Annotated in this window: 22 protein-coding genes and 1 tRNA gene; 14 read left to right on the forward strand and 9 right to left on the reverse strand. The window is 70.5% G+C overall.

Annotated elements, in window-relative coordinates:
- Positions 1 to 79 precede the first annotated feature (79 nt).
- The 11 genes from LTL01_RS03840 (at position 80) to rplA (ending at position 9,882) form a co-directional block, all read left to right on the forward strand.
- Positions 80 to 1,441 (forward strand): flavin monoamine oxidase family protein, encoded by a 1,362-nt coding sequence (locus LTL01_RS03840; RefSeq protein ID WP_053548110.1) that lies wholly within the window; start codon positions 80 to 82, stop codon positions 1,439 to 1,441.
- A complete protein-coding gene (locus LTL01_RS03845) occupies positions 1,438 to 2,328 on the forward strand; it encodes a universal stress protein (RefSeq protein WP_236967474.1) in 891 nt (296 codons plus the stop codon). The genes LTL01_RS03840 and LTL01_RS03845 overlap by 4 nt, the downstream gene beginning before the upstream one ends.
- Positions 2,325 to 3,875 carry an APC family permease gene (locus LTL01_RS03850; protein WP_053548108.1) on the forward strand — a complete coding sequence of 517 codons (1,551 nt, stop codon included), beginning with the start codon at positions 2,325 to 2,327 and terminating at the stop codon, positions 3,873 to 3,875. Before LTL01_RS03845 ends, LTL01_RS03850 begins: the two co-directional genes overlap by 4 nt.
- Before the next feature lie 35 nt (positions 3,876 to 3,910).
- Positions 3,911 to 5,272, forward strand: coding sequence for an NAD-dependent succinate-semialdehyde dehydrogenase (locus tag LTL01_RS03855; protein ID WP_053548107.1), 1,362 nt, complete (start codon positions 3,911 to 3,913; stop codon positions 5,270 to 5,272).
- 83 nt (positions 5,273 to 5,355) lie between these two features.
- Positions 5,356 to 5,793 carry a pyridoxamine 5'-phosphate oxidase family protein gene (locus tag LTL01_RS03860; protein ID WP_053548106.1) on the forward strand — a complete coding sequence of 146 codons (438 nt, stop codon included), beginning with the start codon at positions 5,356 to 5,358 and terminating at the stop codon, positions 5,791 to 5,793.
- 151 nt (positions 5,794 to 5,944) lie between these two features.
- A tRNA-Trp gene (locus tag LTL01_RS03865) sits at positions 5,945 to 6,017 on the forward strand.
- 45 nt (positions 6,018 to 6,062) lie between these two features.
- Entirely contained in the window at positions 6,063 to 6,335 is a 273-nt protein-coding gene (gene secE / locus LTL01_RS03870; protein WP_053548234.1) for a preprotein translocase subunit SecE, read from the forward strand.
- An 82-nt stretch (positions 6,336 to 6,417) separates the two neighbouring features.
- Entirely contained in the window at positions 6,418 to 7,452 is a 1,035-nt protein-coding gene (gene nusG / locus LTL01_RS03875; protein ID WP_053548105.1) for a transcription termination/antitermination protein NusG, read from the forward strand.
- Positions 7,453 to 7,699: 247 nt separating this feature from the next.
- Positions 7,700 to 8,530 (forward strand): endonuclease domain-containing protein, encoded by an 831-nt coding sequence (locus LTL01_RS03880; protein WP_236967475.1) that lies wholly within the window; start codon positions 7,700 to 7,702, stop codon positions 8,528 to 8,530.
- 216 nt (positions 8,531 to 8,746) lie between these two features.
- Positions 8,747 to 9,178, forward strand: coding sequence for a 50S ribosomal protein L11 (gene rplK / locus LTL01_RS03885; RefSeq protein WP_236967476.1), 432 nt, complete (start codon positions 8,747 to 8,749; stop codon positions 9,176 to 9,178).
- 14 nt (positions 9,179 to 9,192) lie between these two features.
- On the forward strand, positions 9,193 to 9,882 hold the full coding sequence (gene rplA / locus LTL01_RS03890; RefSeq protein WP_236967477.1) for a 50S ribosomal protein L1: 690 nt from the start codon (positions 9,193 to 9,195) through the stop codon (positions 9,880 to 9,882).
- Between the two features lie 70 nt (positions 9,883 to 9,952).
- Here the strand turns inward: rplA and LTL01_RS03895 are convergent, their stop codons facing one another.
- Complete coding sequence (locus tag LTL01_RS03895) at positions 9,953 to 10,609, reverse strand: LysE/ArgO family amino acid transporter (protein WP_236967478.1); 657 nt, start codon at positions 10,607 to 10,609, stop codon at positions 9,953 to 9,955.
- A gap of 68 nt (positions 10,610 to 10,677) precedes the next feature.
- Here LTL01_RS03895 and LTL01_RS03900 point away from each other — a divergent pair, with 68 nt between their 5' ends.
- The gene (locus tag LTL01_RS03900) at positions 10,678 to 11,586 is read left to right on the forward strand and encodes a LysR family transcriptional regulator ArgP (protein WP_236967479.1); all 909 of its coding nucleotides are present in this window, start codon (positions 10,678 to 10,680) and stop codon (positions 11,584 to 11,586) included.
- Here LTL01_RS03900 and LTL01_RS03905 read toward each other — a convergent pair.
- The 7 genes from LTL01_RS03905 to LTL01_RS03935 form a co-directional block, all read right to left on the reverse strand.
- Positions 11,573 to 12,616 (reverse strand): NADP-dependent oxidoreductase, encoded by a 1,044-nt coding sequence (locus LTL01_RS03905; protein WP_372461286.1) that lies wholly within the window; start codon positions 12,614 to 12,616, stop codon positions 11,573 to 11,575. The two genes, LTL01_RS03900 and LTL01_RS03905, sit on opposite strands and share 14 nt — an antisense overlap.
- Positions 12,617 to 12,683: 67 nt before the next feature.
- Positions 12,684 to 13,202, reverse strand: coding sequence for a MarR family winged helix-turn-helix transcriptional regulator (locus LTL01_RS03910; RefSeq protein WP_053548098.1), 519 nt, complete (start codon positions 13,200 to 13,202; stop codon positions 12,684 to 12,686).
- Positions 13,203 to 13,213: 11 nt separating this feature from the next.
- Positions 13,214 to 14,785 (reverse strand): MDR family MFS transporter, encoded by a 1,572-nt coding sequence (locus tag LTL01_RS03915; protein WP_236967724.1) that lies wholly within the window; start codon positions 14,783 to 14,785, stop codon positions 13,214 to 13,216.
- A gap of 151 nt (positions 14,786 to 14,936) precedes the next feature.
- Complete coding sequence (locus LTL01_RS03920) at positions 14,937 to 15,608, reverse strand: YqaJ viral recombinase family protein (RefSeq protein ID WP_236967480.1); 672 nt, start codon at positions 15,606 to 15,608, stop codon at positions 14,937 to 14,939.
- A 67-nt stretch (positions 15,609 to 15,675) separates the two neighbouring features.
- Positions 15,676 to 16,698 (reverse strand): ABC transporter ATP-binding protein, encoded by a 1,023-nt coding sequence (locus LTL01_RS14805; RefSeq protein ID WP_236967481.1) that lies wholly within the window; start codon positions 16,696 to 16,698, stop codon positions 15,676 to 15,678.
- Positions 16,695 to 18,203, reverse strand: coding sequence for an ABC transporter permease (locus LTL01_RS03930; protein ID WP_236967482.1), 1,509 nt, complete (start codon positions 18,201 to 18,203; stop codon positions 16,695 to 16,697). The genes LTL01_RS14805 and LTL01_RS03930 overlap by 4 nt, the downstream gene beginning before the upstream one ends.
- Before the next feature lie 74 nt (positions 18,204 to 18,277).
- The gene (locus LTL01_RS03935) at positions 18,278 to 19,324 is read right to left on the reverse strand and encodes an iron ABC transporter substrate-binding protein (protein WP_236967483.1); all 1,047 of its coding nucleotides are present in this window, start codon (positions 19,322 to 19,324) and stop codon (positions 18,278 to 18,280) included.
- 335 nt (positions 19,325 to 19,659) lie between these two features.
- Between LTL01_RS03935 and rplJ the strand changes: the two genes are divergently transcribed.
- Together rplJ and rplL are read left to right on the forward strand one after the other, a co-directional pair.
- On the forward strand, positions 19,660 to 20,175 hold the full coding sequence (gene rplJ / locus LTL01_RS03940) for a 50S ribosomal protein L10 (protein WP_053548093.1): 516 nt from the start codon (positions 19,660 to 19,662) through the stop codon (positions 20,173 to 20,175).
- A gap of 42 nt (positions 20,176 to 20,217) precedes the next feature.
- On the forward strand, positions 20,218 to 20,610 hold the full coding sequence (rplL, locus tag LTL01_RS03945) for a 50S ribosomal protein L7/L12 (RefSeq protein WP_053548092.1): 393 nt from the start codon (positions 20,218 to 20,220) through the stop codon (positions 20,608 to 20,610).
- Between the two features lie 89 nt (positions 20,611 to 20,699).
- Here rplL and LTL01_RS03950 read toward each other — a convergent pair whose 3' ends face one another.
- Entirely contained in the window at positions 20,700 to 21,737 is a 1,038-nt protein-coding gene (locus LTL01_RS03950; RefSeq protein ID WP_053548232.1) for a LacI family DNA-binding transcriptional regulator, read from the reverse strand.
- Positions 21,738 to 21,852: the final 115 nt, after the last annotated feature.

Below are 21,852 nucleotides of genomic sequence, written 5' to 3' on the forward strand. Positions count from 1 at the left end.
ACTGGCCCCGCATCGTGGCGAGAGCATCCGTCTCCGCACGATCGACCCCCGCACCCGCGGGAGAGCTGAGGAGACGCACATGAACGAGGTGACGCGCGACGTCGTGATCGTCGGCGCCGGAGCCGCCGGCCTCACCGCCGCCCACGAACTGCGCAAAGCAGGGCTGTCGGTGGCGGTGCTGGAGGCCCGCGAGCGGGTCGGCGGGCGGCTGTGGACCGACGTCATCGACGGCGCCATGCTCGAGATCGGCGGCCAATGGGTCTCGCCCGACCAGGAGGCGCTGAAAGAGACGATCGCGGAGCTCGGACTCGAGACCTACTCCCGCTACCGCGAGGGCGAGTCGGTCTACATCAACGCCGCCGGGGAGCGGACGCTGTTCACCGGGGAGATCTTCCCGGTCAAGCCCGAGACCGAGAAGGAGCTCGTCCGCCTGATCGACAAGCTCGACGCGATGGTCGCCGAGACCGATCCGGACCGTCCGTGGGACCGCCCGGATGCCGAGGAGCTCGACCGCATCTCGTTCGAGGCGTGGCTGGAGCAGGAGACCGACGACCAGGAGGCGCGCGACAACATCGCCCTCTTCATCGCGGGGGCCATGCTCACCAAGCCCGCCTACGCCTTCTCGGCTCTGCAGGCCCTGCTGATGGCCGCGAGCGCGGGGAGCTTCTCGCACCTCGTCGACGCCGACTACATCCTCGACGAGCGCGTGGTGGGCGGACTCCAGCAGGTGCCGCTCCTCCTCGCCGAGCGCCTCGGCGATGACGTCTTCCTCGAGCAGCCGGTCACCGAGGTCAAGACCGCCGGCGACGGCGTCACGATCGTGACCGACAACGGCATGGTCGTCCGCGCGCGGTACGTCATCCTCGCCCACGCGCCGATCCTGTACCCGTGGATCGAGTTCGATCCGCCTCTGCCGCGCCTCAAGCAGCAGCTGCACCAGCACATCTCGATGGGCTTCGTCATCAAGGTCCACGCCGTCTACGACCGTCCGTTCTGGCGCGACAAGGGCCTGTCGGGCACCGCGTTCAGCCCGTACGAGCTGTCGCACGAGGCGTACGACAACACCAACCACGGCGACGAGCGCGGCACCCTCGTGGGATTCGTCTCCGACCGCAACGCCGACGACCTCTTCCGCGTGTCCGCCGAAGAGCGCAAGGAGCGCATCCTCGCGTCGTTGGCGAACTACTTCGGCCCCGAGGCGAAGGACCCGCTCGTCTACTACGAGAGCGACTGGGGTGCGGAGGAGTGGACCCGCGGCGCGTACGCAGCCAGCTTCGACCTCGGCGGTCTCACCCGGTACGGCGCGGACCTGCGCACCCCCGTGGGCCCGATCCACTTCGCCTGCAGCGACATGGCAGGCGCCGGGTATCAGCACGTCGACGGGGCGATCCGCATGGGACGCCTGGTCGCGCAGAACATCCTCGACGAGGCCCGCCGGTGACCGGGCGGCTGCGCCTGGTCGTCGGCTACACCGCGACCAAGGCCGGGAAGGATGCCGTCGCCTTCGCGTCGCGGTTCGCCGCGGCATCCGGAGCCGACCTCCACCTCGTGCAGATCCTGCCGGCGGAGGGGCGGAGCGTCATCACCCCGCCGAACGCCGCGTACGACCGGTACCTCGAGGGCCAGGCGCGGGAGTGGCTGGCCGAGGCGGCATCCGCGGTCCCGGACACAGTGGAGCACGCCGAGCACGTCCGCTACGCCGAGTCCTTCGGCGAGGGGCTCCTGGAGACCGCGGAGGAGCTGTCGGCCACGCACATCGTCGTCGGCGCCGCCGACGGCGGACGCCGCGGACGGCACCGCCTCGGCACGACGACGAACGAGTTGCTGCACGTCTCCGACATCCCCGTCATCCTCGTGCCGAAGGGCGCGCGCAAGGCCCCGGCGGATGCCGGGCTCCCGCGTCTGACGGTCGCGATCGGCACCCGTCCGGGGGCCGATGCGCTCATCGACGAAGCGGCGACCCTCGCCGCCGCCACCGGCGCATCGGTGCGACTCCTCTCGCTCGTGACCGTCGACCTTCCGGCATCCGTCGACACGGGCGTCATCCGCATCGCCGGCGCCGCCCATGCCGATCAGGTCCTCCAGACCGCGCAGGCGGCCCTCAGCGCCGACAGCGCGAGCGAGGTCGTCGTCGCCCGCGGGGAGAGCATCGAGGACGCCGTCTCCCACCTCGAGTGGGAGCCGGGCGAGATGGTCCTGGTCGGCTCGAGCCGGCTCGCACAGCCCAAGCGCCTGTTCCTCGGGTCGACCGCGGCGAAGATGCTCCATGAACTCCCCGTCCCCATGATGGTCGTGCCCCGCACGCGCAAGGAAGAGGGCCAGAAGTGAGCGCACCCGAAAAGCCGCTGGCGGGCGAGGCCGCCCCGACCGGCGGACTGTCGAGCAAGGGCCTCGGCGCCGGCACCGTCGGCCTCATCGGCGCCGTCGTCATCGGCATCTCCTGCATCGCCCCGGCCTACACCCTCACCGCGGCGCTCGGCCCCACGGTCTCGGCCGTCGGCGTGCAGGTCCCCGGCATCATCCTGCTCGGGTTCATCCCGATGCTCCTGGTCGCCTTCGGCTACCGAGAGCTCAACCGCGCCATGCCGGATGCCGGCACGTCGTTCACCTGGGGCGCGCGCGCCTTCGGTCCGTGGGTCGGCTGGATGGCCGGCTGGGGCCTCATCGCCGCGACGATCCTCGTGCTGTCGAACCTCGCCGGCATCGCGGTGGAGTTCCTCTTCCTCCTCATCGCCCAGATCACGGGGCAACCGGGGATCGCCGAGCTGGCCTTCAACCCGTTCATCAACGTCGCCGTCTGCCTCCTCTTCGTCCTCGGTGCGACGCTGGTGTCGTACCGCGACATGCAGACCACGCAGAAGCTGCAGTACTTCCTGGTCGGCTTCCAGGTGCTGGTGCTCCTCGTCTTCGCGATCGCCGCGATCGTGGAGATGCTCACCGGCAACGCCTTCGACGCCACGCCCTTCGACTTCTCGTGGTTCAACCCCTTCGCCGTCGGCGACTTCTCGGCGATCGTGGCGGGGCTCTCGCTGTCGATCTTCATCTTCTGGGGCTGGGACGTCACCCTCACGATGAACGAGGAGACGAAGGACCCGGAGAAGACCCCGGGGCGCGCGGCGACCCTCACCGTCCTCATCATCGTCTCGCTCTACCTGCTGCTCGCCGTCTCGCTCATCATGTTCGCCGGCGTCGGGACGGGCGAGTACGGGCTCGGGAACGAAGACATCCAGAGCAACGTCTTCTTCGCGCTCTCCGGACAGGTGCTCGGGCCGCTGGCGTTCCTGGTGTCGCTCGCGGTGCTGACGTCCTCGGCGTCGTCGCTGCAGTCCACCTTCGTCTCGCCCGCGCGGACCCTCCTGTCGATGGGGCACTACGGCGCCCTCCCGGCATCCTTCGCCCGGGTCAGCCCCCGCTTCTTCACGCCCGGCTACGCGACCATCGTCTCGGCGATCGTCGCCTCCGGGTTCTACGCCGTGATGCGCTTCATCAGCGAGAACGTGCTGTGGGACACCATCACCGCGCTCGGCATGATGATCTGCTTCTACTACGGCATCACCGCGTTCGCGTGCGTCTGGTATTTCCGCAAGCAGTGGTTCGACTCGGTGCGCGGGTTCTTCTTCACGATGCTTCTGCCGCTCGTGGGCGGCGTCATCCTGCTGGTGCTGTTCGTGCAGACCCTCGTCGACTCGATGGACCCCGACTACGGCAGCGGATCGAACATCGCCGGTGTCGGCCTGGTGTTCATCCTCGGCGTCACCGTGATCCTGCTCGGCGTGGTCATCATGATCTGGCAGTCGATCAAGCGCCCGGCGTTCTTCCGCGGCGAGACCCTGTCGATGGACGCCCCCGCGAGCCTGCGCCGCACGCGCCGGTGACGGCAGACTGTACCCAAACGATCGGAGAGAACAACATGAGTGACTACGCCGTCGTCAACCCCGCCACGGGCGAGACCCTGGCCACCTATCCGACCATCAGCGACGCCGAGCTGGAGACGGCGATCGCGACCGCCGACAGTGCGTACCGGCAGTGGCGCGACGTCCCCGTCGCCGAGCGCGCCGAGCGCCTCCGCCGCGTCGCCGAGCTCCACCGCGAGCGGCGCGACGAGCTCTCCGCCATCATCGTGCGCGAGATGGGCAAGCCGCTGGCCGCCGCGGAGGGCGAGGTCGACTTCGCCGCCGACATCACCGAGTACTACGCCGACCAGGCGGAGAAGATCACCGGCGACCAGCCGCTCGAGATCGAGGGCGAGGGCCCGGCGTTCATCCGGCGGTCGCCGCTCGGGGTGCTGCTCGGCATCATGCCGTGGAACTTCCCGTACTACCAGGTCGCCCGCTTCGCCGCGCCGAACATCATGATCGGCAACACGATCCTGCTCAAGCACGCGCCGCAGTGCCCGGAGTCCTCCGCCGCGATCCAGAAGATCTACGAGGATGCCGGTCTCGAGGGCGTCTACATCAACCTCTACGCCACCAACGAGCAGGCCGCGACCGTCATCGCCGACCGTCGCGTCCAGGGCGTCTCCGTGACCGGCTCCGAGCGGGCGGGGTCGGCGGTCGCCGAGATCGCCGGGCGGAACCTGAAGAAGGTGGCGCTGGAGCTCGGCGGATCCGACCCCTTCATCCTCCTGTCCACCGACGACCTCGACGCCACGGTGCAGGCGGCCGTGGACGCGCGCCTGGACAACAACGGTCAGTCCTGCAACGCCGCCAAGCGCTTCATCGTCATCGACGAGCTGTACGAGGCGTTCCTCGAGAAGTTCACCGCGGCGATGTCCGGCGCGCAGGTGGGCGACCCGTTCGCCGAAGACACGGTGCTCGGGCCGCTCTCCTCGCTCGCCGCCGCCGAGCGCCTCGCCGAGCAGGTCGACCGCGCCGTGGCGCAGGGTGCGCGGCTCGTGACCGGCGGCACCCGCGACCAGGCGTACTACCCGGGGACCGTCCTCACCGACGTCACCCCCGACATGGACGTGTACCGCGAGGAGCTCTTCGGCCCCGTGGGCGTCGTCTACCGTGTGTCCTCGGAGGAGGAGGCGGTGCAGATCGCCAACGACACCAGCTACGGTCTCGGCTCCTATGTGTTCACGACGGATGCCGATCAGGCCTCGCGCATCGCCGACCGGATCGACGCGGGCATGGTCTACATCAACCTCGTCCTCGCCGACGAGCCGGCGCTGCCCTTCGGCGGCGTCAAGCGCTCCGGCACCTCGCGGGAGATGGGACTCCTCGCCGCCGACGAGTTCGTCAACAAGAAGCTCATCCGCGCGGCGAGCTGACGGATCGGCCCGGCTCGCGACATCCGTCCGAGTCGGGCCCTAGGTCCCTGGCGGATCCTCCGTCGAGCCGGGAGGATGGGGTCATGGAAGGCGTATACAGCCCCGTGACCGTCCTCGACGACGAGGCCTGCTGGCAGCGGCTGCGCACGGAGGAGCTCGGGCGGCTCGTCACGCGCGTGGGGGAGGTGCTGGACATTTTCCCCGTCAACTACGTCGTCGACGGCGAAAGCATCCTCTTCCGCACCGCGCAGGGCTCGAAGCTGTTCGAGCTCACCGTCAACGACGAGGTCCTGTTCGAGGTGGACCATCACACGGACGAGCACGCGTGGAGCGTCGTGGTGCGCGGACACGCGCGGGCCCTCGATGACAGTGCGTCCGTCGAGCGCGCGGACGGGATGGGGCTGAAGCCCTGGATCCCGACGCTGAAGTACACCTACGTCCGCGTCGAGCCGACGGTGGTGACCGGGCGCGCGTTCGACCGTGGACCCGAACCCGACCGCTACGGCATCCAGCAGTACTGAACGGCGCCGGACGGAACGGGCGTCGACCGCCGGTTCGTCGGGCGCGGAGGCATGCCGTACACTGGTGCGTGCAGTAGAAGTCTGCAATCTTCGCCGTGCCCGCCGCGGTTTCGGAGGGGATGAAGACTTCGCCCGAGGCCTCCGGGTCTCTAGGGCGGTAGCTCAATTGGCAGAGCAGCGGTCTCCAAAACCGCAGGTTGCAGGTTCGATTCCTGTCCGCCCTGCGCGTCAGCGGAAGCTGACACACGGAAGGTAATCAGGTGGCATCGATGGTTCAGGACGACCCGAACGGCGAGCTCGTCCCCGCGGGCGGCAGCACTTCCCAGGGGAAGAAGCTGAACGTGTTCGCGCGGATCGCGCTGTTCATCCGTCAGGTCTTCGCCGAGCTCCGCAAGGTGGTCACGCCCACCCGCAAGGAGCTGGTGAAGTACACCGGAGTCGTCCTCGGCTTCGTCGTGGTGATGATGGCCATCGTCTACGGCCTCGACGTGCTGTTCGTGATGATCACGCAGTACGTGTTCGGGATCCCCGGCGGCGCCTGAGCCCACGCACACGCCCGCGATCTCGCGGGCCTCGACGCGAGGGGCGGCGACGCCCGCGCGGACGGATGGAGATGGAACGCACGTGACGGAACGATATGTCGACGACGCCGACTGGGCGACCGCGGCCGAGCAGTCCTCCGAGGACGACGAGGCGCAGGAGGGCAACCAGCTGGCCGCCGAGGAGCTCGCGGTGACGCCCGCCGAGCACGTCGCCATCCACATCGTCGAGGACCAGCCCGAAGAGGACACGACCGACCTCGACGACATCGAGATCGCCGACCCGGAGGCCGACGCCATCGTGAACGACGCCCTGCACATCGACGAGGCCGCCGAGGCCGAGGCCGCGGCCGAGGTCCTCAACGACTCGATCGCCGAAGAGGCGGAGGAGTACGCCGCCGAGCACGCTGACGACGTCACCCCGTACGACGGGCCCGACGTGAACGGCGACGACGAGGACGCGGCATCCGTCGAGGACGAGGCATCCGACGAGGACGAGGACCCCTACGAGGCGTTCCGCACCGAGCTGCGCAGCCTCCCGGGCAAGTGGTACGTCATCCACTCCTACGCCGGCTTCGAGCGCAAGGTGAAGGCCAACATCGAGCAGCGCAAGTCCACGCTCGAGGTCGAGGAAGACATCTACCAGATCGAGGTCCCCATGGAGGACGTCGTCGAGATCAAGAACGGACAGCGCAAGATGGTCACGCGCGTCCGGATCCCCGGCTACGTGCTCGTGCGCATGGAGCTGAATGAGGACACCTGGTCGGTCGTGCGTCACACGCCCGGCGTCACCGGCTTCGTCGGCAATGCCCACAACCCGACCCCCCTCCGCTTCGAGGAGGCCTTCACGATGCTGAAGTCCCTCGTCGAGGTCAAGGATGTCGCTCCCGCCAAGGGCGCTGCGGCCAAGCAGGGCCAGCAGGCCGCCGCGCGCGTGCTGCCCGCCGAGGTCGACTTCGAGGTCGGCGAGACGATCACCATCAAGGAGGGCTCGTTCGCGGGGCTTCCCGGAACGATCAGCGAGATCAAGCCCGAGAGCGGCAAGCTCACGGTCCTCGTCTCCCTGTTCGAGCGCGAGACCCCCGTCGAGCTGTCGTTCGACCAGGTCACGAAGCTGTAAGAGCAACCCTCTCGCGAAAGCGCCTCGTCTCCCGACGGGGCGCTTTCGCTGTGCCGCGGCATCCGTTCACGTTCGCGGAGATGTGCACGATGACGGATGCCGGGCCCGCGAGGTGTCCGTCATTGTGCACATGTCCGCACTCTTGCGCGGGGCGCGCCTCCTCCCCAGGCGCGGATGCACCGGGTGCTGTCCCCAGAACGGGGGGCGACGCGGTCGCGGGGCGCCCTCGTCGGCGAGGCTCGCGGGGATGGATGAGCTGACGGATGCCGTATCCCAGGCCGGTGGTGTCGTGCGCGTGTCCGCGCTCCGGTCCCGCGGGTGGTCGCGTCGCGCGATCGAGCGACGGCTCGCCACGCACATGCTGACGCGTCCGCGCGACGGGTGGGTCGCGCTGCCGGGTGCCGACCCGCTGCTCGTCGCCGCGGCGCGGGCGGGCGTCGTGCTCTCCTGCCTCACGCAGGCCGAGCGTCTCGGGCTCTGGGTGCAGGGCGACGGTTGCGTTCACGTGGCGGCGCCGCCGAAGCGGCACATCGGGGAGGTGAGCGACGCGACCCGGGTGCACTGGGCGCGCCCGCTCGTGCCGCGGCATCCGGACGTCCTCGTCGACCCGGTCGAGAACGTCTTGGCGGTCGTCGCGCGCTGTCGACCGCATGAGCAGGCCCGCGCCGTCTGGGAGTCGGCGCTCCGGCAGGGCCTCGTGGTGCGGGAGTCGCTCCGGCTTCTGCCATTGGCGCCGCTGGCCCGCGCTTTGCTCGAGGAGTGCTCGCTGCACTCCGACTCGGGCCTGGAGACCGTCATCCCCGTGCGCCTGCGGTTCCTCCGCCTGCCCATCCGCCAGCAGGTGTGGCTCGCGGGGCACGCGGTCGACTTCGTCATCGGCGATCGCCTGGTCCTCCAGGTCGACGGCGGTCACCACGTCGGGGCGCAGCGGCGGAGCGACATCGCCCATGACGCTCGGCTGAAGCTCCTGGGGTACCACGTCATCCGCATCGACTACGTGCAGATCATGACCCGCTGGAGCGAGGTGCACGACGTGATCGTGCGCGCCGTCGCGCAGGGACTCCACCGCGCACGATGACGGACATGCGCACGATCACGGACCACTCGGGGCCGCGGCATCCGTCATCGTGCGCATGTCCGTCATCGTGCCCGGGGAATCGAGTGTGGGTGAGGGCGACGGATGCGGTATTCTTGGGTGGTTTGCGCTCTGCGCGCAACGCACCGCGCTCGGGAACGGCCCGAGAGGCGGGAGAACCGGATGCCGCGGCACCCGGTTCGAGGAAAGGAAAAGGATATGGCACCCAAGAAGAAGGTGACCGGCCTGATCAAGCTCCAGATCAACGCCGGCGCCGCCAACCCGGCGCCGCCGATCGGCCCCGCGCTCGGTCAGCACGGCGTCAACATCATGGAGTTCTGCAAGGCGTACAACGCCGCGACCGAGTCGCAGCGCGGCAACGTCATCCCCGTGGAGATCACCGTCTACGAGGACCGCAGCTTCACGTTCATCCTGAAGACGCCCCCGGCCGCCGAGCTCATCAAGAAGGCCGCCGGCCTCCAGAAGGGCTCCTCCACGCCGCACACCGTCAAGGTCGGCAAGCTCACCAAGGACCAGGTCCGCGAGATCGCCGAGGCCAAGCAGCCCGACCTGAACGCGAACGACATCGACGCTGCCTCGAAGATCATCGCCGGAACCGCCCGCTCCATGGGCATCACGGTCGAGGACTGAGGGGGATAGGAAACATGGCTACCAAGTCCAAGGCCTACCAGGCCGCTGCCGCCAAGATCGAGGCGGACAAGTTCTACACCCCGACCGAGGCCGTCGCCCTCGCGAAGGAGACCGGTTCGGCGAAGTTCGACTCCACCGTCGAGGTCGCCCTCAAGCTCTCGGTCGACCCCCGCAAGGCGGACCAGATGGTGCGCGGCACCGTCATCCTGCCCCACGGCACCGGTAAGACCGCTCGCGTCATCGTCTTCGCCACCGGCCCCGCGGCCGAGGCCGCCATCGCGGCCGGAGCGGACGAGGTCGGCGGCGCCGAGCTCATCGAGAAGGTCGCCGGCGGGTACACCTCGTTCGACGCCGCCGTCTCCACCCCGGAGCTCATGGGCCAGGTCGGTCGCCTGGGCAAGGTGCTGGGTCCCCGCGGCCTCATGCCCAACCCCAAGACCGGCACCGTGACTCCGAACCCGGCCAAGGCCGTCGAGGAGATCAAGGGCGGAAAGATCGAGTTCCGCGTCGACAAGCACGCCAACGTCCACTTCGTCGTGGGCAAGGCGTCCTTCTCGACCGAGCAGCTGGACGAGAACCTCTCGGCCGCGCTCGAGGAGATCGTGCGTCTGAAGCCGTCGAGCTCGAAGGGCCGTTACATCCAGAAGGGTGCGGTGTCGACCACGTTCGGCCCCGGCATCCCGCTGGACGTCAACGCAATCTGATCTCGCGTACGCGTCACGAGGGCCTCATCCGAAAGGGTGGGGCCCTCGTCGTCCGTCGTGGGGTGGACGATCACGCGAGCGGGAGCACGAGGCTGACCGCGAGGGCGATCATGACCACACCGATGGCAAGATCGAGGATCCGCCAGGCGCGTGGCGTCGCGAGCCACCGCCCGAGGTAGCGTGCGCCGAAGCCCAGCGCGAAGAACCACACCACGCTCGCGACCATCGCGCCGGCGGCGAACGTCCACCGCGATTCGCCGTGGGTGGCGGCGACCGAGCCCAGCAGGAAGACGGTGTCGAGGTACACGTGGGGGTTCAGCCACGTCAGGGCGAGGCAGGTGGCGAGGACGGGTGCGAGGCGCGCCCGCGTGGAGACCCCGACGGCGACGGATGCCGGCGTCCCGCGGTCGTCCGGAGCGTCCTCCTCGACGCGCAGCACCGCGGCCGGCCGCCACGCCCGTCGGAGCGCGAGGATGCCGTAGGCGGTGAGGAAAGCCGCTCCCGCCCACCGGACCCCGTCGATCAGCCCCGGAAGCGCGGTCAGCGCGAGGCCCGCGCCGGACACGCCGAGGGCGATGAGCGCCGCGTCCGACAGGGCGCACACGGTCGCCACCGCGAGAACGTGTTCGCGACGGAGCCCCTGCCGCAGCACGAAGAGGTTCTGCGCGCCGATGGCGATGATGAGGGAGAGGCCGAGGCCGAAACCGGCGAGGAGGACGGGAAGCACCCTTTTACGGTAGGGATTGCCGCGAGATAAGCCCAGTTCAGGAATCTGCATCTGCGTAAGCTCTGCTTATGAGGATCCCCTTCGATCTCGCCGAGACCGTGGCGCTCGTGGTCGCGGAGGGGACCTTCGATGCCGCCGCCGCGCGGCTGCACATCACTCCGTCCGCCGTCAGCCAGCGCGTGCGTACGCTCGAAGACCTCGTGGGGCAAGTCCTCCTCGTCCGGTCCAAGCCCGTGCGGGCGACCGCGGCGGGGGAGGCGATCGTGCGCTTGGCACGACAGGCCGCACAGCTCGAGACCGACGCACGCGCGGCGCTCGGCATCGGCGCGGACGAGACGGCGTCCGTCGCCCTCGCCGTCAACGCCGACTCGCTGGCGACGTGGTTCCTGCCGCCCCTCGCGCGGCTGACCGAGCGGCACGGCGTGGTGTTCGAGATCCATCGCGACGACCAGGACTTCACGGCGGGGCTCCTGGAGACCGGTGCGGTGCTGGGCGCGGTGACCTCGCAGCGACGCCCGGTCGCCGGATGCCGCGTCACCGCGCTCGGTTCGATGCGCTACCGCGCCGTGGCGGCCCCGTCGTACGCGGCGCGGTGGCTGCCGGAGGGAGCGGATGCCGGCGCCCTCGAGCGTGCACCGGTCGTGGACTTCGATCGACGCGACGAGCTGCAGCGGACGTGGCTGCGTTCCCACGGCGTGGTGTCGGCGCCGCCGCGCCACCTCGTGCCCGCGTCGCACGACTTCGCCACCGCGGTCCTGCTCGGGCTGGGGTGGGCGCTCCTCCCGACCTTCCAGGCCGACGACGCCCTCGCCCGGGGCGACCTCGTCGCGCTCGGCGGCGAGGATGTCGAGGTGCCGCTGTACTGGCAGCAGTGGAACCTGCGTTCGCCGCTGCTGGACGCGGTGGCGGAGGAGATCATCGGCGAGGCCCGCCGTGCGCTGGACCCGCCGTCGCCGGACGCGGTCAGTCGTCGCTGACGCGCAGCACCACCTTGCCGCGGGTGTGCCCCTCCTCGATCAGGGCGTGCGCGCGCGCGGCGTCGTCGAGATCGACGACCTGGTCGATGTAGACCTGGATCGAGCCGGAGTCGAGCAGGCGTCCGATCGTCGCCAGCGCGCCGCCGTCGGGGATGACCTTGTAGGACGTCGAGCGCACACCGGCGGATGCCGCGGCCTCCGCGAATCCGGGCCAGGACCCCGTCGGCACGAGGACGTAGAGACCGCCCGGTCGGAGGACCGAGAGCGACCGCGTGCCGGTGTCGTCGTGCACGTTGCCGATGAGGTCGATGACGACATCCACCTCGTCGATCACCTCGTCGAAGCGCGTCGTGGTGTAGTCGACGACGGTGGCGGCCCCGAGCTCGCGCAGCCACGCAGCGTTGCGTCCCGAGCTGGTCGCCGTCACGTGGGCGCCGAAGTACGCCGCCAGCTGGACGGCGAAGTGCCCCACGCCGCCGCTCCCCGCGTGGATGAGGATCCGCTGGCCCTCGTGCGCGTGCGCGGTCTCCACGACCAGCCCCCACGCGGTCAGGGCCGCCAGCGGCACACCGGCCGCCTCGACGTGCGACAGCGACGCGGGCTTGCGCGCGACCGAGAGGGTGGGGGCGACGACGTACTCGGCGTAGGAGCCGCCGGTGCGGGGGAAGGAGGCCATGCCGTAGACGGGCGTGCCTGGAGGAAAGGGGTGCGCCTCGTAGGGCGCGCGCACGACGATGCCGCTGAAGTCGAAGCCCAGGACGCCGGGGAGCGTGGCGATCGCCCCCGACACCCCGGCGCCCCGCCGGGTCTTCGCGTCGATGGGGTTCACGCCGGCCGCGACCACGCGGACGAGAACTTCGCTCAGGACCGGGCTCGGTGTGGGGACGTCGATCGTCTGGAGCGTGGAGGGTTCTCCCGCGGCCGTCATGGCCGTCGCGCGCATGGTCGCGGGGACCTCGACCGACGGGTCGGACGAAGGGGCGGGGTGTGCGATCGGGGTGGAGCCTGAGCGCAGCGGCCGGAATCTCATCGGTCGCTCCTTCCGGTGTCTGTCGTCGTCGGCAGCACGCGTGTCGAGGGGTGTGTGGAGGACCCAGTCAAGCGTCCGATTGTCTCGCCCGTGTTACGTCGGTGCTACCGCGGGGAGAAGGGTCTCCGCCCGGGGTGCTGCCGGTGGTCAGGGCGTGCAGCAACCGGGCGAGCGAGCGGATGTCGTCCACCGACCATTCCGCCAGCGCGTCGACGAGGAGACCTTCCTGCGGGGCGCGCGCGGCGGCGAGGCGCTCGAGCCCTTCGGGGGTCGGGGAGAGGAGGTGCGACCGGCCGTCGTTCGGATCGGGCGTCCGCTGGATCAGCGCGAGCGATTCGAGCTCCCGCACGGTGCGGCTGATCTGCCCCTTGTCCGCCAGAAGGATCTCCGCGAGGGCCGAGAGTGTCAGAGGGCCCCGCCGCACGATCGTGGTGAAGACCTTGTACGGCCCCGGGAGGAGCCCCGGCGAGACCCGGTCGGCGTTCTCCGCGATGATCCGACGGAAGCGCCCGATCAACTCGCCGAACTCCGCCTCGAGCGCCCGGACGGCGTCGGCCCGGTCGGCGGCGGTGTCGTGGTCGCTCATCGCGTTCGACCCTACTCGGCGGTGCGTCCGCCCGCGCGCGGTGCCGCGGGGACGACGCCCGTGTCGACGCTGACGGTGGCCAGGTCCGCTTCGAGCGCGTGTGCGCGTTCGCGGGTGGTCATGCGGTTCAGCGGCACGTTCGGCAGGAACGCGATCGCGAGGACGGCCAGGACCGCGACCGGCACGGCCAGCAGGAACGAGTGCGAGATCGCCTGGGCGTAGACGTCCTCGATGATCACGCGGACGCTCTCGGGGAGCGCGGAGACCTGGGGGATCGTGCCGGACTGCAGCTGCGCCGCCACCTCCGCGCCGTGCGCACCGAGCCCTTCGATCGCGCTCGCGAGGTCCGACCGGCGGTCGGCGAGCAGGCCCGTGGCCGAGCTCGCGAGCGCGGCGCCCATCACAGAGACGCCCACGGTCCCGCCGAGGCTCCGGAAGAAGGTCACGCCGGAGCTGGCGACCCCCATGCGCCGCGGGTCGGCGGTGTTCTGGACGATGAGGACGAGGTTCTGCATCGTCATGCCGACACCGGCGCCGAGCAGCACCATGTACAGCGACACCAGTGCGAAGTTCGTGTCGTACTCGATGGTCGACAGGGCGAAGCTCCCGACGGTGAGGAGGAGCGAGCCGGCGACCAGGTACGGCTTCCACCGCCCGAACCGGCTGATGAGGGCGCCGACGACGACCGAGGCGACCAGGAGTCCGGCGATCATCGGGATGGTCATGAGCCCGGCCTCAGTGGGGGTGGCCCCGCGTGCCATCTGCATGTACTGGCTGAGGAACACCGAGGTGCCGAACATCGCGATGCCGGTCGAGATCGAGGCGACGGTCGCGAGCGTGAAGGTGCGGTCGCGGAAGAGGTCCAGCGGGACGAGCGGCTCGCGGGCGCGCAGTTCGACAAGGACAAAGAGGATGCCGGCGACGACCGCCCCTCCCGCCATCAGCAGCGTCTCAACGCTCCACCAGTCGAAGGTGGAGCCGGCGCCGGTGATCCACACGAGGAGGAGCGAGACCGCCGTGGAGAGCAGGACGATGCCCAGGTAGTCGATGCGGACGCGCCGGGCGGGCTGGCTCGGAAGGTGGAGGGTGCGCTGCTGGATGACGAGGGCCGCCAGGGCGAAGGGGAGGGCCACGAAGAAGTTCCACCGCCACCCCAGCGTGTCGGTGATGACGCCGCCGAGGAGAGGGCCGCCGACGGTGGCGACGGCCATCACGGCGCCGAAGAGGCCCATGTAGCGCCCGCGCTCGCGTGGGCTGATGATGTCGGCCATGATCACCTGGCTGAGGGCGGCGAGGCCCCCCGCGCCGATCCCCTGCACGGCGCGGAACGCGATGAGCATCTCCGGGGTCTGCGAGAAGCCCGCCGCGGCCGTGGCGAGGACGAAGATCACGATGGCGATCTGGATGAGGAGCTTCCGGGGGAACAGGTCGGCGAGCTTCCCCCAGATCGGCGTCGAGATCGCCGTGGTCAGGAGCGTCGCGGTGACCACCCACGTGAAGGCCGACTGGTCGCCGCCCAGATCGTGGAGGATCACCGGGAGCGAGGTGGAGACCACCGTCGAGGCGAGCATCGACACGAACATGCCCAGCAGAAGGCCGGACAGCGGCCGGAGGACGGACGGGGTGGCGGGGGCGGAAGAGGTGGTCACGGCATCCTTCGTTGATCTGGGTCAACTGTTGATCTGAGTCAACAATAAGGAAATGCTTGATCCACGTCAACTATTCCCGAACGGGTCAGTCGGCGAGGGCGAGGGCGCGGTACGGCTCGCGCGCGACGCGTCGGCGCTCCGCGGCGGCGGCGTTCGCCGCGACGGCGCTCCGGCCGTGCGTCGTCCGGTGGTAGAGCTCGTCGATGAGCGCGGTGGCCAGGCGCACCAGCCCGGCGATTTCCGCGTCATCGCGGTCGACCCACGCGCATCGGGGTTCGTCGTCGATCGGGACGAACCCGTCGTGCTGCTCCCACGCGACGAGGGTCCGCTCGGCGCCGAGCACGTGCTGCTGCCACCACACCTGGCGGAGGTACGTCCGGGGGATGGACCGCCAGGACTTGTTCGTCGTCTTGATCTCGGCGAGCACCACGCGTCCGCGGGCGTCGAGCCCGACACCGTCCGGCGTGGCGAGGTGACGCTTCTCGACGACGGCGTGGAACAGCGCCGAGGAGGGCTGGATGCCGTGCGTCGCCGCCACCCACGCGGCGATCTCGGGCTCGCGCGCCCGGCCGTGCGCGGTGTAGGCGTTGCCCGAGAAGCCGGAGCCGAGGAGCTTGGCGTCGGCGGCGCGTGCGATCGACCGCTCGGAGGTGAGGGAGGCGACATCCGTCGCGGTGATCCCGCGCGAGCGCGCGCGGACCCACGCGACCCGATCGCGGGAGTCCGCGACGATACGGGCGGCGAGTTCCGGGGTCACCGTTCGAGGCTAACCCGGACCCCGCGCGCGCACCGCACGCGACACCCGATCCCGCCGGCTGCGCCGCTCACTCGGGCGGGAGGGGGGCCGCGGCTCCCCGCACCGAGACGGCGGCCCGCTCGCCCGGCGCGACGTCGATGTCAGGACCCACGCGCACGGTGAGATCCGTGCCGGCGTCCAGGCGCAGGTCGACCAGTGCGTCGTGGCCGAAATAGCGGATGCGGGTCACCTCGCCCGAGCCGGCGTGGCCGTCAGCGGCGTGCAGTCGGATCTGCTCGGGGCGGAGGACGATCGACACGGCGCCCCGGGCGGGTGCCGACAGGGCGATGTCCCCGAGTCCGCTCATCGCGCGGTCGCCGTGGGCCTCGGCGGGGAGGATGAGGGCTTCGCCGAGGAAGCGGGCGGTCCAGGCATCCGCCGGTGCCGTGTAGACGTCCCGCGGCGTCCCCACCTGCACGATCCGGCCCGCCCGGAGCACGGCGACCCGGTCGCCGAGCGAGAGGGCCTCCTCCTGGTCGTGGGTGATCAGGGCCACCCCCACCCCGCGGTCGCGCAGGATCTGGGCCACGTCGTCGCGGACCTGCTGCCGAAGGCCGGCGTCGAGGGCGCTGAAGGGCTCGTCCATGAGGACCAGGCGCGGTTCGTGCGCGAGGGCGCGGGCGACGGCCACGCGCTGGCGCTGCCCGCCGGAGAGCTCGTGCGGTCGACGCCGGACGAGCTCTCCGAGGCCGACGACGTCCGCGAGGTCCCGGACGCGGGCGTCGCGGTGCGCGCTGCGCAGGCGCAGCCCGCGGATGCCGTACCCGATGTTCGCGGCGACGTCGAGGTGCGGGAACAGCGCCCCCTCCTGCGGGACGAGGCCGATGCCGCGCGACTCGGGAGCCCGGCGTGTGACGTCCTCGCCGTCGATCACGACGCGTCCCGAGCGGAGGGGGTGAAGGCCCGCGATCACGCGCAGGAGCGTGGACTTCCCGCTGCCGGACGGGCCGAGGACGCTGACGCGCTCGCCGGCGCCGATGTCGAGGTCGACGTCGTGGAGAACGTCGTGGTCCGCGTACGCGGCGCGGGCCTTCTCGACTCGGGTGGTCACGGTTCCATTCTCCCGGACGTCGTCCGGCGCCGCTCCAGTCCGCGCGCGAGGAGAAGGGCGGGTGCGATGCCGGCGAGGATCAGGAGCACCCCGATGGGGGCCGCCGCGCCGTACGCGCCGAGCGAGGTCTTGCTCCACAGCTCCGTGGCCAGCGTGTCGAACCCGATGGGGCGGAGCATGAGGGTGGCGGGCAGTTCCTTGGCGACGGCGGTGGCCACCAGCACCCATCCCGCGAGGATGCCCGGCAGCGCTCCGGGAAGTGTGACGCGCAGCCACGTGCGCACGGGCCCCCGACCCAGGGTGCGCGAGGTCTCCTCGAGCTCTTCCGGGACCTGCGCGATCGCCGCGCGGGACGCCCCGATCGATTTCGGCAGGAACAGGATGCCGTAGGCGGCGAGAAGGACGAGGGCGCTCTGGTAGGCGCCGGGGAAGAACTGCAGGGAGAGCGTCACCAGCGCCAGGGCGACCACCACGCCGGGGAGGGCGTGCCCGAGGTAGGACACCGATTCCAGGCCCGTGACGAGCGCGCCGCGGTACCGGGCGGCGAGGATGCTGACCGGCAGGGCGACGGCGACCGCCACGGTCGCCGCGAGCGCCGAGATGCCGACGGTCGTCCCCAGGGCCCCCGCGAGGTCGACCGGGGTGGAGGCGTAGCGGTCGCTGCGGAGCATCCGGATGCCGAGCGCGACGACCGGGAAGAGCACGCTCGCTGCGGTGACGGCGGCGAGGGCCGTCATGGTCGCGGCGGTGCCCGCGCGGCCGAGTTCCACCGCGGGGCGGGCGGACGCGGTGGTCCGGGTGCGCACGGTCCGCGGGCGGATGAGCCGTTCGCTGGCGACGCACACGACGGCCACGGCGGCGAGCAGCAGGGCCGTGGTGGCGGCCAGCGTCCGGTCGAATCCGCTGCTGAACTGCGCGTAGACGCCCGTCGTGAGCGTCTCGACACGGAGGATCGCGGGTGCTCCGAAATCCGACAGCGCGTACAGCGCGACCAGGAGCGCGCCGGCGGCCGCCGCCGGGAGGACGTGGGGGAGGACCACCGTGATGTAGACCCGCACCCGCCCGCGGCCGAGGGTGCGGGCGACGTCGACCAGCCCGTCGTCGAGGGTGGACAGGGCCGCCATCGCCGGCAGCGTCACGTACGGCACGGTGCACAGGGTCAGCACGATCACCAGCGGCCAGAAACCGTCGACCGTCGGCCAGGTCGCCGTCCACGCGAAGGCGCCGACGTAGCTCGGCACCGCGAGCGGAAGGCACAGGGCGATCCACCACAGCCGGCGGCCGGGAAGGCGCACCCGGACGGCAGCGGTCGCGAGGGCGATGCCGAGCGCCAGCGCGAGGGCGCTGACCGTCGCCGTCAAGGCGAGCGTGTCGACGAGGAGGTCCGCGGTCCGCGGACGCAGCAGCGCGGATGCCGCGGCCTCGGCGCCGCCGCCGGCCACCCGTGTCAGCAGCTGGACCAGCGGCGCGGCCGCGGCTGCGGCGACCAGGGCCGCCGCGAGCACCAGCAGCGCGGGAGCGCGCCGAGAGGGCGCGCTCCCGCGCTCGACGGAGCGTCGCGGGGACGAGAGGGCGGTGGTCAGAGCAGTCCCGCCGCGGTGATCATCGCCACGGTCTCCTCCAGCGAGGACAAGTCGGAGAGGTCGATGTCGGGGCCGCCCAGCTCGTCGCGGGCCGGCACGCCCTCGGGGCCGGGGAGGTCGCCCACGAGCGGGTACTCGAACGTCTCCTCGAGGAAGTAGGTCTGGGCGTCCTCCGAGACGAGGAACTCGACGAACTCGGCCGCCTCGGGCGAGTCGGCGGCGCCGGTGAGGATCCCGGCTCCCGTGACGTTGACGAGTGCGGAGATCGAGCCCGGGTCGCCGAACTTCAGCTGCGCGCGCAGCGTCGTGGGGTCCTGCTCGGAGCGGGCCCAGTAGTAGTGGTTGATGAGGCCGAGGTCGACGGCGCCGGCGTTGACCGCTTCGAGCAGCTCGCCGTTGCGCGCGTAGACCGGGGAGTCGTTCGCCACGAGACCCTCCAGCCATGCCTGGGCGACCTCGTCGCCTTCGCTGACGCGGAGGGCCGTCACGAACGCCTGGAAGGAGGCGTTGCTCGGAACGATCCCGACTTTCCCCGCCCATTCCGGCTCTGTCAGCTCGAGGACGTCGCCGGGGACCTCGTCGGCGGTGTACTTCTCGCTGTCGTAGGCGATGACGCGGGCCCGGCCGGTCAGGCCCACCCAGGAGTCGTCGGTGGAGGTGTACTCGGCGGGCACGAGCTCAGTGATCTCGTCCGGCAGGGTCGTGAACATCCCGGCCTCCGCGACGGCGCCGAGGGCTCCGGCATCCTGGGAGAGGAAGACCTGTGCGGGCGTGCGCTCGCCCTCTTCGAGCAGCTGTGCGGCGAGCTCGGTGGTCCCGGCGTAGCGGACCTCGACGGTGATGCCGGACTGCTCCTCGAACATCTCGATGAGGGGGTCGACGAGTTCGGCATCGCGGCCCGAGTAGACCGTCAGGGTGCGCGGACCCTCGGCGGTCTCGTCCGCCGTCTCGGCCGGGGCGTCCGCGCCGGCGCAGGCGGTGAGGGTCAACGCGGCGACGCCGAGCAGCGCGAGGGGCGTCAGGCGGAAGCGGCGAGAGGGCATGGCGGATCGTCCTTCGTCAGGGGAGGGGGCGCGACGCGCGAGGCGTCGTTGTTAGGTTAGCCTAACCATTTGCCGCACGCGCGCGATTTGGCGGACTCCCCGTGCTGTCGTAGGCTGTGTCCAACCGAAGACCGCCGGTCATCGTCGTGCGTGAGAGCGTGAGGCGATCGAAGCTCTGGAAACAGGGGCCCGCGCAGGTGTCACGAACCGGACTTCCGTCCTTCAGCTCCGTGCGCTTGCGCCGGAGCTTTTTCGTTTTCCGAGCTGGGAGACACCGGATGCCCTCGGCCGGCGCTTCGCCATCGCGAAGTGTCTCGCATACACAAGGAGTGGCCATGGCGCAGAAGGAAGCATCGGTCGCCGAGCTCACGAAGAATTTCGAGGACTCGACCGCCGTTCTGCTGACCGAGTACCGCGGCTTGACGGTTGCCGAGCTCAAGGAGCTTCGCAACACCATCCGTCAGGACGCGGAATACGCCGTGGTGAAGAACACGCTGACCAAGATCGCCGCGAACAACGCGGGGATCACGGCGCTGGACGACGACCTCAAGGGTCCGTCGGCCGTCGCTTTCGTGCACGGTGACCCGGTCGCCGTCGCGAAGGGTCTGCGCGCCTTCGCCAAGGCACACCCTCTTCTGGTCATCAAGGGCGGTTTCTTCGACGGAAACCCCCTGACCGCTGAAGAGGTCAACAAGCTCGCCGATCTCGAGACCCGTGAAGTCCTGCTGGCGAAGCTCGCCGGTGCGATGAAGGCCTCGCTGACCAAGGCGGCCTACGTCTTCAACGCACTGCCGTCGAAGGCCGTTCGAACGGTCGACGCACTGCGCGAGAAGCAGGAGTCCGCGGCCTGAGACAGGCCCGGCTGACAAACCCACCCAACAAGGAGAATCATCATGGCAAAGCTCAGCACTGAGGAGCTGCTCGACGCGTTCAAGGAGCTCACGCTCATCGAGCTCAGCGAGTTCGTCAAGGCGTTCGAGGAGACCTTCGACGTCACCGCCGCCGCCCCGGTCGCGGTCGCCGCTGCCGGCGCCCCCGCCGGTGGAGCCGGTGACGCCGCCGCCGAGGAGGAGAAGGACTCGTTCGACGTCGTCCTCGAGGCCGCCGGCGACAAGAAGATCCAGGTCATCAAGGTCGTCCGCGAGCTCACCTCGCTCGGCCTCGGCGAGGCCAAGGCCGTCGTCGACGGTGCCCCCAAGGCCGTCCTGGAGGGCGCCAACAAGGAGACCGCCGAGAAGGCCAAGGCTTCCCTCGAAGAGGCCGGCGCGACCGTCACCCTCAAGTGAGCCGAGGCGGATCACCGCTGCGCAGCAGCGTTGATGCGCCGAATAGTCACTGACAGAAGCCCCGGATGCTCAGGCATCCGGGGCTTCTGTCATGCCCGGGCGTCGGTGACGGCCGCGGAACGGTCGGGGGCGAGGGGCGCGGTCGAGCTGCGCACGACCATCGTCGCCCGCTGCCGCAGGATCGAGTGCGGCCGGTGGGGGTCCTGGAGGTGGGCGAGCACCAGATCGACCGCCGCGCGCCCCTGCGCGCGCGGGTCCTGCTTCAAGGTGGTGAGGGAGAACATCTCCGCGTATTCGTGATCGTCGATCCCGATGACCGAGAGGGCGCTGGGGACCTGCACGCCGAGTCGTCGTGCGGCGATGATGGCGCCGATGGCGACCTCGTCGCATGTGGCCACGATGGCCGTCGGGCGCTCGCGGAGATCGCCCAGGACGTTCACGGCCGCGGCGTACCCGCCGGGGAGCGTCACGTCGGAGTGGATGTGGCGGATGCCGGCACCGAGGCCCGCGTCCTCCATGGCCGAGGTGTACCCGCCGAGTCGTCGCCGGTCCACCTGGGCCCAGTGCTGGTCCGGGCGCCCGCCCAGGAAGGCGATCCGCTCGTGCCCGAGAGCGAGGAGGTGCTCGGTGGCCCGTCGTGCGGCATCCTCCTCGTCGATGGCGACGAGGGAGGTCGTCTCGCCTGAGCCCACCACGCTGACCATGGGGCGCCCGATCGCGACCAGCCGCTCCAGCTCCCGGTGGTCGGGTTCCAGTCCCACCGCGATGAGCCCGTCGAATCGCTTGCGCGCGAGGTAGTCGTCGAAGATCCGCGCCCGTCCCTCGCTCCCCGGATTCGCGTCGTAGAGCGTGAGATCGAGGCCGTGCTCGAGCAGCGCCTCCTGGATCCCCTCCAGGACCTCGGCGAAGAACCATCGGTTCAGATACGGCATCACCACGCCGATGTTCTTCGTGCGCCCGGTGGCGAGACTGACGGCGCTGGTGGACGGCACGTAGCCGAGCTCGGCGGCGGCGCGCGCGACGCGCTCGCGGGTGTCCTCGGAGACGTAGCCGGTGCTGCCGAGCGCCCGGCTGGCGGTCGATTTCGACACGCCGGCGCGCCGTGCGACTTCCGAGATACCGCTCACCGTCGAGTCCGTCCTTTCCGACGCCACCGTGCGTCCGTTCCGGGACAGCATAGCGAAGGCGGGCGCAAAGTGGGAGCGGTTCCCGGCCGATCTCCGTCTGTGCAGCCGCGGAATT

The organism is Microbacterium aurantiacum (assembly GCF_021654035.1).
Lineage (GTDB): Bacteria > Actinomycetota > Actinomycetes > Actinomycetales > Microbacteriaceae > Microbacterium > Microbacterium aurantiacum.